Below are 15952 nucleotides of genomic sequence, written 5' to 3'. Positions count from 1 at the left end.
CACTATCGGCGGCATGCTCGGAGTCTCGCCGCGTCAGGTCTGGCCGGCTGCCGGTGTGTCATACAGGAGCCGCCGAACGGCCGCCCGGGAGGCGAGGAGAGCGATGACGAGCAACGTCACGGGTACGAAGCCACCCAGGCTCACGGCGTCGCCGAAGACGACGTCGACCAGCTTGAGGACGACGAGCTTGCTGCCAGCCGCGACCGCCCACAACGCCACGGCAGCTGAGGCCTTGGCGGCGCGCGTGCGCGATGCGCGGAGCGTGGTGATGATGCGGGCCTTGAGGAGGAGGACCAGTTCCAGAGCGATCTTTAGAAGACCTGCCGTGAGCAGCGAGAGGGTGAAACTTTCGCTAATCACCGATGGGACGTACTCGATCGCGAGATTCAGGACGACGACATAGACGAAGAGGTCGATGACGTCGGCAGGCCGGGCGCGGAGCCACCGTCGCACGGGACCTCGCGGGCGACGAGGTTCCCCGGGGTCCGTCGGCCCATGCCTCTCAGTCACGGCACGATCTTGGGGCACGTCATGCTCGGACAGCCAGTTGCAGCGATTGCAAGACCCTGACATCGGCATCAGAGTGAAAGTCCGCGTCCCCGACGCGGAAATGACGCGGGTCGGCGAACGCCTGAACCGCCGGGCATGGAGTGGATGTGTGCGTGCTACTTCTCGCCATGGCGTTGGAGTGAGCTGGGGCGTGGCGCGGCTCGAGCAGGGCTAACCGCCGCGGCAGCAGTCGCTGGTGACGTGTTTGTGGGTCGTGAGGTCACAGTGGTCGGGCACACGACTGCGAGTCATGACCGAGTGGTGCCGAGGTCACGGTCGACCCATCGGGTGGCGAATGGGGGTCCGAAGACCCCCAATCGCAACCTCTGTGAACGTGGCCTTCTTAGCGTGCGGGCGTGGCCCGGAAAACTGCTACCCGGACGTCGCCGTTCTTGTCTTCGATCTCGGCGATGAACGCCAGCTGGCCGGAGTCGTTGAGTCCCTCTTCGCAGAATCTGAGGCTTCCAACGGTGCCGCCATCTAGCTTGTCACCAGGTCGGATCACCCGGTTCTTCTTGGGGTTGGGGCCGACAAAGATGGCAGGGAATCCGAGGGTATCTGCGTCCAGGGTGGCGCTGAACGCGACCGCCCCGGTGTTGTTGAGGGCGTAGCTGTCGAAGATGTTGAACGCTCCCGATGAGTCGACAACGCTCGTGGCGGGGCCGCCGTTGCCCGTCACGATCCTCCTCCCTTCGAATCCGGTCGCCTCGACGAAAGTCGTCTGCCAGACCACGGTTCCGCCGTTGTTGAGCAGCGGGGGCGTAGCAGCCGACGGTGGGTTGGCTGCCGAAATCGTCGTGAAGCTTTGCTCCTGACCCCTGAAGATGTCCTGGCGGAACGTTCCCTGGATCTCATCCAAGAAGGCGATGTCACCGAGGTTGTTGATCGAGGGGCGATCCTCAGTGGCGTTGAAGCGAGCCGCGCTGCCGTCCACGGATGCATCCTGCGTGCTCAGGTAGTGGGTGGTGGTAGTCGCACCGTCAGTTCCTGAGAAGAGACCCCTCGCACCGGAGCCGAGTCGACCGTCGAACGCCACCTCACCGGTGTCGTTGATCGACGTGTTGTTGCCGAAGGAAGCGAACCCCTGCGTGCTAGTTGTGGCGATCGTCGTCAAGGTGGTGCCGTCGCCTCGCAGGATCATTGACGGTCCGCCGGCGGACAGTATCGCTCCGAACGAGACCTGACCGGAGTCGTTCATCGACGGGTTACCGTTGGCGAGCAGGGCGCCACTTCCCAGCGCCACCTCGACGATGGGCGTCAAGCCCCCCGCCGCGTTCGCTCGATAGATGCCATCGGCAGCCCCGCGTTCCGACTTGAACGCGATGTCTCCTCGGGTGTTGATCGAGGGACAGCTGATCCTGAGAGTTTGCGGATTGAAGCCGTCGGCGGTGCTGGCCACCTTCGTGAACACGTAGGCACCCGCCGCATGAGCGGGAGCCGCGAAAACCGACAACATCGCCACCATCGCCAAGGCAACCAAAGTGGCGAATGTTCTGCGGGCGCGCTTCCCGCCCGGATAATCGATCAGGATGAGTCGTCGAAGAGGCCATCGCTGGGACTTGGCCCCATACCTGGGCGCAGCTGTGGGTTGCGACATGTTGATCCCTCGCGTGGGCCGCGACGTGGGAGCCCTGAGGCTCCACGCGGCCCAGCGGCGCCCAGGCAGGCAGACCCGATTGAGCCGTCTCGCCTTGACCTGGCCACTGCATCGGCTGGCCGGCGCAACCGACCCCCGTATCCGCCTGACGCTAGCCGCCGGCTCCGGCACCGCACAGGTGGGCGATGGTCGTAGTACCGGGCCGGGCTGACGATCAACCCCAGCTGGGCAACTAGGCGATCGAGCTCCGCCGCACGGCTCGGGCGCTGTAACGGCCGCGGCCACAGCGACGTCGGCTCGGGTTCGGAGGGCTCTCACGTCATGCAGGGCCTCGCGGGCGGTCGCCGGCGCCGGCCATTTTCACCCGTCGCACAATGCGAGGCGACCAGCTGAGCGAGCTGTCGCGGCGGAAAGACGGGACCTGGAGCGCACGGATCGCGGCATGAGACTGCGTTTCAGGCACCTGCGCTGGGAGCCACCCTGCGCACCATCACGCAGTTGCCCTGTCCCTTGGGCCGGTCGTAGGTGAAGCCCTCGCGCTCGTACATCGTGCGCGTGCCGTTGTAGAGGAACGACGAGTTCTTCTTGCGAATCCCGCCGGTGTCGTGCGGGTAGCCCTCGACCACGCCGCCACCGGCCTGTGCGATCAGCTCGACGGCTCCACGCAGGGCGATTGCGGCCAGGCCCTGACCGCGATGCCCGCGCTCGACCAGGATGCAGGTGACCCGGTAGTCGGGCAGTCGCTCAGCCGTGGCCAGGTACTCCTTGCGGTGCTGAATGTCCGGCAGTTCTTCGGGTGACCCGTACTCCGCCCAGGCGACGGCCCGGTCGTCGTCGTAGACCAGCGCCGCGTGCGCGATCCCGTCGGCCACCAGACGTTGCTTGAGCGCCCGCCGCGCCTCGCGGCTCTGGTCCTTCTCCGCGCAGTCGGGATGGAACTTGGTGCACCAGCATCCGGCGAACATGCCCCCGTTCCGCTCGACGAGAGCGGCGAAGTCGCCGAACGTCTCCGACGTGAGTGCCTTGATCGTGAAGTCGGACATGCTGGCAACCTAACCGGGATTGCGGACGCTCGGCGTCCGGTAGCCGAGCCCGCTTCACGCCCGCTCATCGGCATGTCCGGCATAGCGCCTGCGTGGCGCGCCGCCGCCGATCGGCACGTCCTGTCAGTCCGCCTCATCCCTCAGGGACAACGCCTCGAGCAGAGCCACCGTCGCCTCGACGTCTGGGAGTCCCGCGCACTCGTCGGCCATGGCGCGGGCGCGATCTGCCATCTCTTCGTCCGCCAGGGCCGTCTGGATCGTCTCGCGGATGCTCTCCGAGGTGGCGGTCGCCGCATCGAGTGTGCGCGCCAATCCGAGCTCGACCGCCCTACGCGCGTTGTGCGGTTGGTCCGCACCCAGCGGGAGAAGGACCGACGGGAGACCGTGGGTGAGCGCACCCAGCAGGGCGCCGGATCCGCCGTGGGAGACGACCAGGTCGGCGCGGCCCAGGACCTCGTCTTGCGGAACGAATCGCTCGATGCGCACGTGGTCGGGTTGCGGACCGAAGTCCGTCGGTGCGATGTGGTGGCCGACCGTGACCAGGACGTCGGCATCCAGCCCCGCAACGCCCGCGAGAAGCCGCTCGAACAGATCGCCGGACTCCGTGCTGAAGACGGTCCCGAGCGTGAGGTAGATCCGTGGCCGGCGACCGGGTCGAGCCGTCATCTCGACGTGGGGACCGGCCCTGTACGCGCAAACGTCAGCGGGAAGAGGCACGGGTGATGCAGGACTGCGGAAGGACGGCGGGAAGGGAGAAAGCACCAGGCCACGAGTCAGCATGCGAAGTCCCGGATCAGGAGGGAGCCCGTGCTCGGCTCGGACCGCGTCGAGCCGAGGCGTCACCAGGTCGGGCCGGATGAGGGTTCCTGCCGCCAGCACCAGAACCTGCGCGACCGGCAGACCACACACCTCGGCCGCGATGGCCGATCCGAAGTCCGCCTCGTCGCGGACGACCACGTCGGGTTGCCAGTCGCGGCAGTGCTCGAGGATCCGTGTCGCGTGTCGGCGGGCACCCTTGTCGGCGAAGTTCTGGGCGAACTCCAGTTCCGCGGCACGCGCGTCGGCCGGAGGCAAGGGTGCGACGTCGCGCATCGGGGGCGGCTCATCGGCGGGCCGCGGCGGGCTCGTCGCGAGAGCCTGGAAACCGAGCGCTTCGACCTGCGTGGTGAGCCGGCCCGACCCCGCGACCGCGACCTCGTGCCCCGCCCGGACCACGGCGCGAGCGATGGGCACCAGGGGGTAGAAGTGTCCGAGACCGCCGATGTAGCTGAAGAGCACGCGCATCGCGGCATCACGCTAGCAGCGCTCAGAGGTCCGACCTGTGGGGCGAGCGGCGCCTTCGACGCGCGCGCGAGGTCAGTTGCGCTTGCGCCGGTCCTTCCGCGACTGCGCCCGCCGTCGCTTGCGTTCCTTGCGCTCGGCGCTCCCGGACGAGGTCCGCGAGGCGGAGTCGGTCCCGGAGTGCCGATGGGACTCGTCGCCGGACGTGGCCTGTCGTGAGCGCTGAAGCAGCACAGCCGCCACGAGCACGACGGCCAGCACGGCGAAGATGACGATGTAGAACACGATCGCTCCTCTCGCTCGACCCGCCACGACCTTAGGACGCCGCGGCGACCTCGAGCTCCTTGATGCCCCACGGCGAGCCGTAGGCCGTGAGCAGGTCGAGGAACGGCTGCGCGTCGAACGCCTCCGGTCCCAGCACGCCGGTGCCCGACCAGGTGCCGTCGGCCATAAGTTCCAGGGCGACCACGGGGTTCACCGCGGTCTGCCAGACCACGCACTGGTGGCCGTACTCCTTCATCGACCACTCGTTGTCCACCAAGTGATAGAGGTACGTCGACCGTGGCGAGCCGTCCTTGCCGGTGCCGGTCACCCACAGCCCGGCGCACGTCTTGCCCCTCATCTTGTCGCCGAGCGTCGCCGGGTCCGGCAGGCAGGCGGCCACCACGTCGCGCGGCGAGACCTCCACGCCACCGACCCGCACCTTGTCGGTGCGGTCGAGCCCGAGCTTGTGCAGCGTCTTGAGCACGTCGATGAACTCGTCGCCGAGGCCGTACTTGAACGTCACCCGCTTCGCGTCCACCCACCGCGGCATCAGGAGCACCTCCTCGTGCTCCACGTTCACGCACTCGACCGGACCGATCCCCTCGGGGAAGTCGAAGACCTCCGGCTCGCTGAACGGCGGCGTGGTGAACCAGTCGCGGCCCTTCTCCCAGACGACAGGCGGGTTGAGGCACTCTTCGATCGTGGTCCAGATCGAGAAGGACGGCGCGAACTCATAACCCTCCACCGCGAGGTTGGCGCCGTCACGCACCCCGAGCTCGTCGATGTCGCTGAAGAGGTGATCGGCGGCGTACCGCGCGAACACGTCGGACAGGCCCGGCTCCACGCCGATGCCGCACAGCGCCAGGCGCCCCGCGGACTCCCACTCCCCCGCCTTGTCGAACTGCTCGTCGCCGAGCTTTACCCCGACCTTCGAGTACGGCGCGTCGGCGTGCGGGCGCGACAGGCTCATGGCCATGTCGAGGTAGTCCACCCCGGCCGCGAAGGCACCGTCGAAGATCGGCATCACGAACCGCGGGTCCACCGCGTTCATCACGTGCGTCGCGGAGTGCTCACGCACGAGCGCCTCTACCGACTCCGCCGACGACGCGTCCACCTGCGCGGCGACGAACCGGGGGTCGGTCGCGGCGGCACGCTCGGCCCGCGATACGTCGTAGTCGGCGACCACGATCTGCTCGAAGAAGTCCCGCCGCGCCGCGATCGCGGCGAAGGCCGCGCCGACGCCACCGGCGCCGACGAGGAGGATCCTCATCCGCCGATGTAGGACATCACGTGCTTGACCCTCGTGTAGTCCTCGAGGCTGTACATGGACAGGTCCTTGCCGTAACCGCTGTGCTTGAACCCGCCGTGCGGCATCTCCGAGATGAACGGGATGTGCGTGTTGATCCACACCACCCCGAAGTCCAGCCTCTTCGCCATCCGCATCGCACGGCCGTGGTCCTTGGTCCATACGCTCGATGCGAGGCCGTACTCGACCCCGTTCGCCCACCGCAGTGCCTCGGCCTCGTCGCTGAACTTCTGCACGGTGATGACCGGCCCGAAGATCTCGTTCTGGATCTGCTCATCGTCCTGCTTGAGGCCGGACAGCACGGTCGGCTCGTAGAAGAAGCCCTTGTCGCCCTGACGCTTGCCGCCGATCTCGAGGTTCGCGTGGTCCGGCAGCCGGTCGACCATCCCGCTGACCCGGTCGAGCTGGTTGGGGTTGTTCAGCGGCCCGTACAGCACGTCCTCGTCGTCGGGCATCCCCGTCCTCGTGCCCTTGGCGGCCTCGGTGAGGGCCGCCACGAAGTCACCGTGTACGCCGGGTCCCGCGAGCACGCGGGTCGCCGCCGTGCAGTCCTGACCCGCGTTGAAGTAGCCGGCCTCGGCGATCGACGTCGCCGCCGACTCGACGTCCGCGTCGTCGAACACGATGACCGGCGCCTTGCCGCCGAGCTCGAGGTGCACGCGCTTCAGGTCGGCCGCGGCGGAGCCGGCCACCTCCATGCCGGCCCGCACGGAGCCGGTGATCGAGACCATCTGCGGGGTCTTGTGCTCCACCAGCTTCCGGCCGGTGTCCCGGTCACCGCAGACCACGTTGAGCACGCCCGGGGGCAGGAACTCCGCCGCCAGCTCGGCCAGCAGCGTGGAGGAGGCGGGCGTGGTGTCCGAGGGCTTGAGGACCACCGTGTTGCCGGCGGCCAGCGCCGGGGCGATCTTCCAGATCATCATCATCAGCGGGTAGTTCCACGGGGTCACCTGCCCGACGACGCCGATCGGCTCGCGCCTGACGAACGACGTGTGGTCCTCCATGTACTCCCCGGCGGACTTGCCCTCGAGGAGACGGGCCGCGCCGGCGAAGAAGCGGAAGTGGTCGGAGGCGTAGGGCATCTCCTCCGACATCGTCAGACCGAGCGGCTTGCCGGTGTCCTTGCACTCGACCGCGTTGATCTCGTCGACCCGCGAGTCGATCGCGTCGGCGATCTTCAGCAAGGCGTTGGACCGGTCCTTCGGGGTCGCGTTCCCCCACGCCTCGAACGCGTTGTCCGCCGCGGCGTACGCGCGGTCAACGTCCTCGGCAGCCGACATCGGCGCGGTCGCGTAGACCTCGCCGGTGGTCGGGTCGATGACGTCGTAGGTCTCCCCCGATGCCGCGTCGACGAGCTCGCCGTTGATCACGTTGCGGAAAGCCTTGTCAGCCATGCCCCATCCCATCTCGGTCGTGGTCCCGGTCAGGGCGAGCCTAGCCAGGCGGCAACTGATTCGGTAGGGCGCGACCCGTGCCAGCAACGAATTCTTCACCCACACGTCGATCGACCACTCGGTCTCGACACTCAGGACGCGCTGAACACCTCGACGCCGCCCACGTACGTGCGCACCACCCGGGCCGCCCCGACCTCCCCAGGGTCCCCCGGGAACGGGTCCCGGTCGAGCACCGCAAGGTCCGCGAGGGCGCCCGGCTCGAGTCGGCCGGTGCCGTCGAGGTGGTTGGTGTACGCGGAGCCACTCGTGTACGCCGCGAACGCCTCGGTCAGGGTCAGTGCCTGCTCCGGGAGGAACGGCTCGGACCCGGCCCGGCCCTCCTCGCCGTACGCCGACCGGTTGACCGCGACGTGGATGGCCTGCAGCGGGTCGGGGGTCGTCACCGGCCAGTCGCTGCCCGCGGCCAGGTGTGCCCCTGACCGGCGCAGGCCGCCGAACGGGTACTGCCACCTGGTCCGCTCCTCCCCCAGGAACGGGATCGTCATCTCGACCATCTGCTCGTCGAGCTGCGCCCACAGGGCCTGCATGTTGGCGCTCACGCCGAGCGCGGCGAACCGTGGCACGTCGTCGGGGTGCACCACCTGGAGGTGCGCGATGTGGTGCCGGTTCGCCGACGGCCCGTTGGCGTCCCGCGCCGCCTCGAACGCGTCGAGCGCCTCCCGCACGGCACGGTCGCCGATCGCGTGGACGTGCACCTGGAAGCCCTCGGCGTCCAGGGCGGTGACGTGTCGGCACAGCGCAGCCGGGTCCACGAACGACAGGCCGAGGTTCTCCGTGTCGTGACCACAGCCGTCGAGGTACGGCGCGGTCAGACCGGCCGTGAAGTTCTCGGCGATGCCGTCCTGCATCACCTTCACCGAGCCGGCGACCAGCCGACCGCGCGTGCTCGCCGCTCGGCGCTCGACCAGCTCCGGGATCTGCTCGGCGCCGCGGTCCCGCTGCCACCACAGCGCTCCACGCACTCGCGCGGTGAGCTCGCCGGAGTCGACGGCGCGCAGGTACGCCGGGGTGGCGTCCGCGCCCCCGGCGTACTCGCCGAGGATCGCGTCCTGCCAGGCGGTGATGCCGAAGGAGTGCAGGTACGCCTGCGCCGTCAGGAGGCCCTGGTGGTACTCGTCGTCCGACGTCTCCGGCACCTGCCGGGACACGAGCACCATCGCGCCCTCGTGCAGCATCCCGGTCGGCGCACCGGCCGCGTCCCGCTGCACCCGCCCGTCGGCGGGATCGGGGGTCCCGGCATGCACCCCCGCCAGCTCGAGCGCCCGCTGGTTGACCCACGCGCCGTGGTGGTCGCGGTTGAGCAGCATCGCCGGCCGGTCGGGTACGACGGCCGTCAGCTCGTCGGCGGTCGGCCCCTCGGTGCCGAACTCCGACAGCGTCCAGCCGCTGCCGACCACCCAGGGCCGTTCCGGGTGTGCCGCGGCGTAGGCCCCGATCGCGTCCAGGTACTCCGCGCGCGTGGACAGCTCGCTGAGGTCGCAGCGCATCCGCTCGACCCCGCCCTGCACCGGGTGCACGTGCGCGTCCTGGAAGCCGGGCAGCACCAGCCCGCCGGCGAGGTCGACCTCCTCGACGCGCTCGCCGGAGGCGACGTACGAAGCGGCCTCGGCCTCCGCGACGACGGCGCGCACGCGGCCGTCCGCGACCACGACCGCCGCGCCCCTGCGATACGCGTGACCGTCGAAGACGCCACCGTTGCGGAGCAGCAGCACCCGACCGTCCATCAGCACTCCCCTTCCGGCCACGGAATCCGCAGCCGTCGCCCACTCTTTCACACGACATAGCCGATCCAGCGGCCCTGTCTCCACTGATTCACTTGCTTTCCCGTTCGGCCGGAGAGCAAGATGGGCCGCATGGACGACGAGACCTACGGCGACCTCCAGCGCGCCGCGCATGACCACCTGTGGATGCACTTCACCCGCCACTCGAGCTACGCCGACGCCGACGTGCCGGTGATCGTCCGGGGCGAGGGTGCCTACATCTACGACGCGAAGGGCAAGCGCTACCTCGACGGTCTGGCCGGACTCTTCGTCAACCAGCTCGGGCACGGACGCACCGACCTCGCCGAGGCCGCCGCGAAGCAGGCGAAGGAACTCGCGTTCTTCCCGCTCTGGTCCTACGCGCACCCGAAGGCGATCGAGCTCTCCGAGAGGATCGCGACGCTCGCACCCGGCGACCTCAACCGGGTGTTCTTCACCAGTGGTGGCGGCGAGGCGGTGGAGACCGCCTGGAAGCTGGCCAAGAACTACTTCAAGCTCACCGGCAAGCCCCTGAAGCACAAGGTCATCTCCCGCGCGATCGCCTACCACGGCACCACCCAGGGCGCACTGTCGATCACCGGCCTGCCGCCGCTGAAGCAGATGTTCGAGCCGCTGGTGCCCTCGACGTTCCGGGTGCCCAACACGAACTTCTACCGGTCGCCCGACCAGTTCCAGGGCGGCAACGACGGTGACCTGGAGGCGTTCGGGCGGTGGGCCGCCGACCAGATCGCGGTGGCGATCGAGAACGAGGGTCCCGACACCGTCGCGGCTGTGTTCCTGGAGCCGGTGCAGAACGCCGGCGGCTGCTTCCCGCCCCCGCCCGGCTACTTCCAGCGGGTCCGGGAGATCTGCGACGAGTACGACGTGCTGATGGTCAGCGACGAGGTGATCTGTGCGTTCGGCCGGCTCGGCCACATGTTCGGCGCGGAGCGCTACGGCTACGCCCCCGACATGATCACCTGCGCCAAGGGGCTCACCTCCGGCTACGCCCCGGCGGGCGCCATGATCGCCACCGACCGGCTGATGGAGCCGTTCCTGCGCGGCAACGAGATGTTCGCCCACGGTTACACCTTCGGCGGCCATCCGGTCTCCGCGGCGGTGGCGCTGGCGAACCTCGACGCGTTCGAGAACGAGGGTGTGCTGAAGCACGTGCGGGCCAACGAGAGCGCGTTCCGGTCCACGCTCGAGAAGCTCCTCGACCTGCCGATCGTCGGCGACGTGCGCGGCGACGGGTACTTCTACGGCATCGAGCTGGTCAAGGACAAGGCCACCAAGGAGACCTTCGACCACGCCGAGTCGGAGAAGCTCCTGTTCGGCTTCCTCTCGAAGGCGCTCTACACCGCGGGCCTGTACTGCCGGGCCGACGACCGCGGCGACCCCGTGGTGCAGCTCTCCCCGCCGCTGATCTGCGACCAGGAGCACTTCGACGAGATGGAGCAGATCCTGCGCTCGGTGCTGACGGAGGCCGGGTCGCTGCTCTGAGCGGAACCTGCCCCGGAGCGGGCCCCGAGTACGTACGGTGGGCCCATGAACCGTCCCGGGCGATTGGTCACCGGCGCCGCTGCGGCGCTCGTGCTGGTCGCCGCGGCGCTCGCGGTGAGCGGTGAGGGTGGCGGCACCGAGGACGGCTCGAGCTCGTCGTCGGTGACCACCTCCCCGTCCCCGTCGCCGACGAGCACGACGACCCCGTCCCCGTCGCCGACCCCCGACCCGTACGAGGGGATGCTGCTGCCCAACATGCGCAGCCTCAACGCCTTCCAGCTGCAGATCGAGCGGACGGGCAAGGGGCGGCTGCTCAGGTTCGCGGCGGCGCTCGCCAACCTGGGCCCGGGTCCGCTGCTGCTGCTCCCTCGTCCCGACGGTGACGGCTGCGGGCGACGACAGCATCCCGCCTTCCAGCGGGTCTACCGCGACGCCAACCTCGACGAGCGCTATCGGCTGGGTCGAGACCGGGTGGCGGGCCGCCGGCTCGAGGTCGGCTGCATGGTGCGGCACCCCACCCACGACCACTGGCACTTCGACGCGATGGCGCGCTACTCCCTGCGCCTGGCCGGCACCCACGAACCGCTGGTCGCGCGCAACAAGGTGAGCTTCTGCCTGCGTGACAACCGGCGCGTGCCCGGCAGCCCCCGCGTGGTCCGCCGTGAGCACTTCGGCGACTGCACCCGACGCACCCGCCAGGGCATCTCGCCCGGCTGGGTCGACGTTTACTCCGCGGACCTCGACGGCCAGTCGCTGCGACTCCCGCGCGGCGTCGAGGGGCGTCAGCTCTGCCTGGATCTCGAGGCCGACCCGCGCGAGGTCCTCACCGAGACCGACGAGACCGACAACGCCGCCACGATCGGGATCAGGATCAGAGGCAACCGTGTCCAGCGCACCAGCCCGGAGGCGTGCAGGTGAGCAGGGTCCCAGCCACGCGCTAGCTGTCGAACCCGAGACCGAGCCGGTCCAGGGTGCGTAGCCAGAGGTTGGGGCGACCGCCGTTGGCGTCGGCCCGGCCCATCGACCAGCGGGTCAGGTGCACTCCGGCGAAGCGCAGCGGCTCCGGAGGGAACGGCACCGGGCGCTCGCGCACCATCCGCAGCCGGGTCCGCTCGGTGTCCGCACCGTCGAGCAGGTCGAGCATCACGTCGGCGGCGAACCGGGTCGCCGCCACACCCAGCCCGGTGAACCCCTGGGCGTAGGCCACGCGCCCGTCGTACGCCGTGCCGTAGAACGCGGCGAACCGCGTGCAGGTGTCGATGACGCCGGCCCACCGGTGCGTGAACCGCAGGCCCTCGAGCTGCGGGAACGTCCGGAAGAAGTTCCGCGCGAGCAGGTCGTGGGTCGGGCCGGACTGCTCGAGGCGGGGGCGGATCCGGCTGCCGTAGTGGTAGACCGCGTCGTACCCGCCCCACAGGATCCGGTCGTCGCGGGTCAGCCGGTAGTAGTGGAACATGTTCGACGCGTCGCTGACGCCTTCCCGTCCCGACCAGCCGACCGCGGCCCGTTGCGCGGCGTCGAGCGGCTCGGTCATCAGGGCGTAGTCGTAGACGGGCACGGTCATCAGCCGCAGCCGACGGAGCAGGGACGGGAAGGCGTTCGTGGCCAGCGCCACCCGGTCGGTGCGAACCTCGCCGGACGGCGTCAGGACGCGCATCGCACGGCCGTGCCGCTCGACCGCGGTCGCGGGACTGCCCTCGTGGAGGCGGACGCCCACCCGCAGGCAGGCCGCGCGCAGCCCCCAGGCGAGCCGCGCCGGCTCGACCATCACCGTCGCGTCGGGCTCGAAGATCGCGCCGCGGTACGCCGGGCTGTCGACCCGGGCCCGGGTCGCGGTCTCGTCGAGCAGCACGGCGTTGTGCCCGGCCGCGTGCATCGACCCCGCGAGCGCGGCCAGCTCGGCGACCTCGTGGGGTGCCCGGGCCACGGTCAGCTCACCCGTGCGCTCCCAGCGGCAGTCGATGGTGTGCCTCTCCACCGTCTCGCCGATGGCCGCCAGGTTCTCCGCGCCGAGACGGTCCAGCGTGTCCATCTCCTCGGGCCAGCGCGCCATCCCGTTCGCGTGCCCGTGCGTGAGGCTCTCGGACGCGAAGCCGCCGTTGCGGCCGCTGGCCTGGTCGCCGCTGCGGCCCCGCTCGACGAGCACGACGTCGCGCGCGGGGTCGCGCTCCTTCGCGCGCAGGGCGGTCCACAACCCGGCGTACCCGCCGCCGACCACGACCAGGTCGGCGTCCTGCGGGCCGATGAGCGCCGGCTCGGGCGCCGGCCGGTCCGGGTCCTCCAGCCAGTAGGCGGCGGGCCGGGCGTCCACCAGAGACGGGTGCTGCGCGGAGACGCTCCGCCTCATCGCGCCCGGCGGCGCTGGATCAGTCCGCTCGACAGCACGAGGGCCAGGGCGACCACGAACATCGCCGTGCCGATGACGTTGACCTGCGGAGGGATGCCACGCTGGGCGGATCCCCAGACGAACATCGGGAACGTGATCGTGTTGCCGTGGTTGAAGTTCGTGACGATGAAGTCGTCGAACGAGAGCGAGAACGCCAGCAGCGCTGCCGCCACGATCCCGGGGAACACCAGCGGGAAGGTGACGCGCCAGAAGGCCTGCCACTCGTTGGCGTAGAGGTCCATGGCTGCCTGCTCGTACCGGTAGTCCAGACCCGCGAGCCGGGCCTTGACCGTCACCACCACGAACGACAGGCAGAACATGATGTGAGCGACCAGGATCGACCAGAAGCCCAGGCTTCCGGCAAGGCCGGCGGCGGTGAACAGGGCGAGCAGCGAGGAGCCCATCACCACCTCCGGCGTCGCCATCGGCAGGAAGATCAGCAGGCTGGTCGCCGCTCGCCCGCGGAACCGGTGCCGCACCAGGGCGAACGCGACGAGGGTGCCGAGCACCGTTGCGAACACCGTGGCCAGGAACCCGATCTCGAGACTCTTCACGACCGACGCGCACATCCCGGCCTCGGCACAGGGATCGGTCCAGTTGCTCCAGGTGAAGGCCTGGAACTCGTAGTTGAGCCGGCTGGTCGGGTCGTTGAACGACATCAGGATCACGAAGAAGATCGGCAGGAACATGTAGCCCAGCACCAGCAGGGCGATGAAGAGGATGACGTGGTCGGCGACCCAGCGACCGGCGCGTTGTAGGACCATCAGAGCAGATCCTCCGTCCCGGCCCGGCGCACGTAGAACAGCACCAGGCAGACGATGGCCAGCATCAGCAGCACGGAGCTCGCAGCGGCGGCCGGGTAGTCGAGCTGCACCAGGAACAGGTTGTCGATGACGTTGCCGATCATGCGTTGCTGGGGGGTGCCCAGCAGCTCGGAGTTGATGTAGTCCCCGGCCGCCGGGATGAACGTGAGCAGCGTTCCGGCCACCACGCCGGGCATCGAGAGCGGCAGGGTGATCTTGCGGAAGGACGTGAACCCGTTGGCGTAGAGGTCCTTGCCGGCCTCGATCAGCCGCGGGTCCATCTTCTCCAGGCTGGCGTACAGCGGCAGCACCATGAACGGCAGGAAGTTGTAGGTCAGGCCGGTCACGACCGCGATCGGCGTGGCGAGCAGGCGGCCGTCCTCGGGGATCAGGCTCAGGGTCTTCAGCGTCTCCACGATGAACCCGTTGTCGGACAGGATCGACTTCCAGGCGAGGGTGCGCACCAGGAAGCTGGTGAAGAACGGTGCGATCACCAGCACCAGCATGAGGTTCTTCCACCGGCCGGACTTGAACGCGATGGCGTAGGCGAGCGGGTAGCCGAGCAGCAGGCAGAAGACCGTGGCGATGCCGGCGTACAGGAAGGATCGGACGAACTGCTCTTGGTACTGCGTGAGCGCGTCGATGTAGTTGCCGAACGCGAAGGTCATCGCGTAGCCGGTGTCGAGCGAGCCGTTCGGGTCGTAGAGCGCGGTCGCGGCCAGCTGGATGGTCGGGATGATGAAGAAGACGAACAGCCAGAGGATCCCCGGCAGCAGCAGCAGGTATCCGGTCCGGCCGCGTCTCTTGGCCTGCTCGGCCTCCGCCTGTCCCGGCTCACCGGCGGCCACTCCGCCGCCGAACTGGGCGACACTCATGTCAATGCGCCGGTCAGCGCCGCGTAGCTCTCGTCACCGGCGTGCGCGTCCTGGTCCGCGTCGAGCAGGAACGTGTGCCCGGGCGACCAGTGCAGCGCCACCCGGTCGCCCACCTGGAAGCTCTCGCGCGCACCGGTGTTCTGCTCGAAGATCGTGAGCTCCTGGTTCCACGGCATCCGGACGAGGTACTGCGTGCTCACTCCGATGAAGCTCACGTCGGTGACGATGCCGCCCGGCAGCGTGTTGGCGTCGACACCCTCGTCGTGCTCGGCGTCGGCGAGGAAGACCTTCTCGGGCCGTACGCCGACCCAGACGGTGCCATCGGTGCGGCGGGCCCGGGCGACGGGAGCCATCACCTTGGTGCCGTTGACGTCGACGACCAGGTCGCTGCCTTCGGTGTCGACCACCGTCGCCTTGACCAGGTTGGACTGGCCCAGGAAGTTCGACACGAAAGTGGTGGCGGGGTTGTCGTAGAGCTCGGCGGGCTCCCCCTGCTGCTCGATCAGGCCCTGGTTCATCACCGCGACGGTGTCGGCCATCGTCATGGCCTCCTCCTGGTCGTGGGTGACATGGATGAAGGTGATCCCGACCTCGGTCTGGATCCGCTTCAGCTCGATCTGCATCTGCCGGCGGAGCTTGAGGTCGAGGGCGCCCAGCGGCTCGTCGAGCAGCAGCACCCGAGGCTTGTTGATCAGCGCCCGGGCCAGGGCGACCCGCTGCTGCTGGCCGCCGGACAGCTGTCCGGGCCGGCGCCCGGCGTACCCGCCGAGCTCGACGAGGTCGAGCATGTCGTGCACCTGTTGCTTGACGTCCTTGACGCCACGGCGCCGCAGGCCAAAGGCGACGTTCTCGAAGATGTCGAGGTGCGGGAACAGCGCGTAGTTCTGGAACACGGTGTTGACCGGCCGCTTGTAGGGCTTCAGCCGGCTGATGTCCTCGCCGCCGAGGGTGATGGTGCCGGCGGTCGGCTCCTCGAGCCCCGCGACCATGCGCAGGGTCGTGGTCTTGCCGCAGCCGCTGGGGCCGAGCAGCGCGAAGAACTGGCCCTCGCCCACCTCGAGGTCCAGCTCGTCGACGGCGGTGAAGCCGCCGAACCGCTTGGTGACGCCCGTCAGCCGAAGATCCGCTCCCGCTCCCGCGCCGGTGACCATC

The 15952-nt window shown here is 69.2% G+C and carries 14 protein-coding genes; 2 read left to right on the top strand and 12 right to left on the bottom strand.

All coding sequences use genetic code 11. From position 1 onward, the window contains the following. Nucleotides 1-33: 33 nt before the first annotated feature. The 8 genes from VFH10_RS11660 to VFH10_RS11625 form a co-directional block, all read right to left on the bottom strand. Nucleotides 34-510 (bottom strand): hypothetical protein, encoded by a 477-nt coding sequence (locus VFH10_RS11660; RefSeq protein ID WP_325128664.1) that lies wholly within the window; start codon nt 508-510, stop codon nt 34-36. Between the two features lie 382 nt (nt 511-892). Further along, on the bottom strand, nt 893-2014 hold the full coding sequence (locus VFH10_RS11655) for a DUF7453 family protein (protein WP_325128669.1): 1122 nt from the start codon (nt 2012-2014) through the stop codon (nt 893-895). Between the two features lie 587 nt (nt 2015-2601). Then, nucleotides 2602-3189 carry a GNAT family N-acetyltransferase gene (locus VFH10_RS11650; RefSeq protein WP_325128662.1) on the bottom strand — a complete coding sequence of 196 codons (588 nt, stop codon included), beginning with the start codon at nt 3187-3189 and terminating at the stop codon, nt 2602-2604. 123 nt (nt 3190-3312) lie between these two features. Beyond that, nucleotides 3313-4473, bottom strand: coding sequence for a glycosyltransferase (locus VFH10_RS11645; protein WP_325128660.1), 1161 nt, complete (start codon nt 4471-4473; stop codon nt 3313-3315). Nucleotides 4474-4545: 72 nt separating this feature from the next. After that, nucleotides 4546-4755 (bottom strand): hypothetical protein, encoded by a 210-nt coding sequence (locus VFH10_RS11640; protein ID WP_325128658.1) that lies wholly within the window; start codon nt 4753-4755, stop codon nt 4546-4548. Nucleotides 4756-4786: 31 nt separating this feature from the next. Continuing rightward, nucleotides 4787-6004, bottom strand: a complete 1218-nt coding sequence (locus VFH10_RS11635; protein WP_325128656.1) for a saccharopine dehydrogenase family protein — start codon at nt 6002-6004, stop codon at nt 4787-4789. Then, on the bottom strand, nt 6001-7434 hold the full coding sequence (locus tag VFH10_RS11630; protein WP_325128654.1) for a gamma-aminobutyraldehyde dehydrogenase: 1434 nt from the start codon (nt 7432-7434) through the stop codon (nt 6001-6003). Before VFH10_RS11630 ends, VFH10_RS11635 begins: the two co-directional genes overlap by 4 nt. A gap of 131 nt (nt 7435-7565) precedes the next feature. After that, nucleotides 7566-9218: an amidohydrolase gene (locus VFH10_RS11625; RefSeq protein WP_325128651.1), complete on the bottom strand. Its 1653-nt coding sequence runs from the start codon at nt 9216-9218 to the stop codon at nt 7566-7568. Between the two features lie 129 nt (nt 9219-9347). Between VFH10_RS11625 and VFH10_RS11620 the strand changes: the two genes are divergently transcribed. Together VFH10_RS11620 and VFH10_RS11615 are read left to right on the top strand one after the other, a co-directional pair. After that, nucleotides 9348-10736: an aspartate aminotransferase family protein gene (locus VFH10_RS11620; protein WP_325128649.1), complete on the top strand. Its 1389-nt coding sequence runs from the start codon at nt 9348-9350 to the stop codon at nt 10734-10736. A 45-nt stretch (nt 10737-10781) separates the two neighbouring features. Beyond that, a complete protein-coding gene (locus tag VFH10_RS11615; RefSeq protein ID WP_325128647.1) occupies nt 10782-11654 on the top strand; it encodes a lysyl oxidase family protein in 873 nt (290 codons plus the stop codon). 19 nt (nt 11655-11673) lie between these two features. Here VFH10_RS11615 and VFH10_RS11610 read toward each other — a convergent pair whose 3' ends face one another. From VFH10_RS11610 to VFH10_RS11595, 4 genes are read right to left on the bottom strand one after another with little or no spacing between them, the layout of a single operon-like run. Then, a complete protein-coding gene (locus tag VFH10_RS11610) occupies nt 11674-13047 on the bottom strand; it encodes an FAD-dependent oxidoreductase (protein WP_325128645.1) in 1374 nt (457 codons plus the stop codon). Nucleotides 13048-13079: 32 nt separating this feature from the next. Then, entirely contained in the window at nt 13080-13886 is an 807-nt protein-coding gene (locus tag VFH10_RS11605; RefSeq protein ID WP_325128643.1) for an ABC transporter permease, read from the bottom strand. Beyond that, nucleotides 13886-14800, bottom strand: a complete 915-nt coding sequence (locus VFH10_RS11600; protein ID WP_325128641.1) for an ABC transporter permease — start codon at nt 14798-14800, stop codon at nt 13886-13888. Before VFH10_RS11600 ends, VFH10_RS11605 begins: the two co-directional genes overlap by 1 nt. Then, nucleotides 14797-15951, bottom strand: coding sequence for an ABC transporter ATP-binding protein (locus VFH10_RS11595; protein WP_325128639.1), 1155 nt, complete (start codon nt 15949-15951; stop codon nt 14797-14799). Before VFH10_RS11595 ends, VFH10_RS11600 begins: the two co-directional genes overlap by 4 nt. Nucleotide 15952 lies beyond the last annotated feature (1 nt).

Origin of the sequence: Nocardioides sp. (genome assembly GCF_035697785.1) — a bacterium.
GTDB lineage: Bacteria > Actinomycetota > Actinomycetes > Propionibacteriales > Nocardioidaceae > Nocardioides_B.
This window is presented reverse-complemented; position numbering and strand designations above follow the sequence as displayed.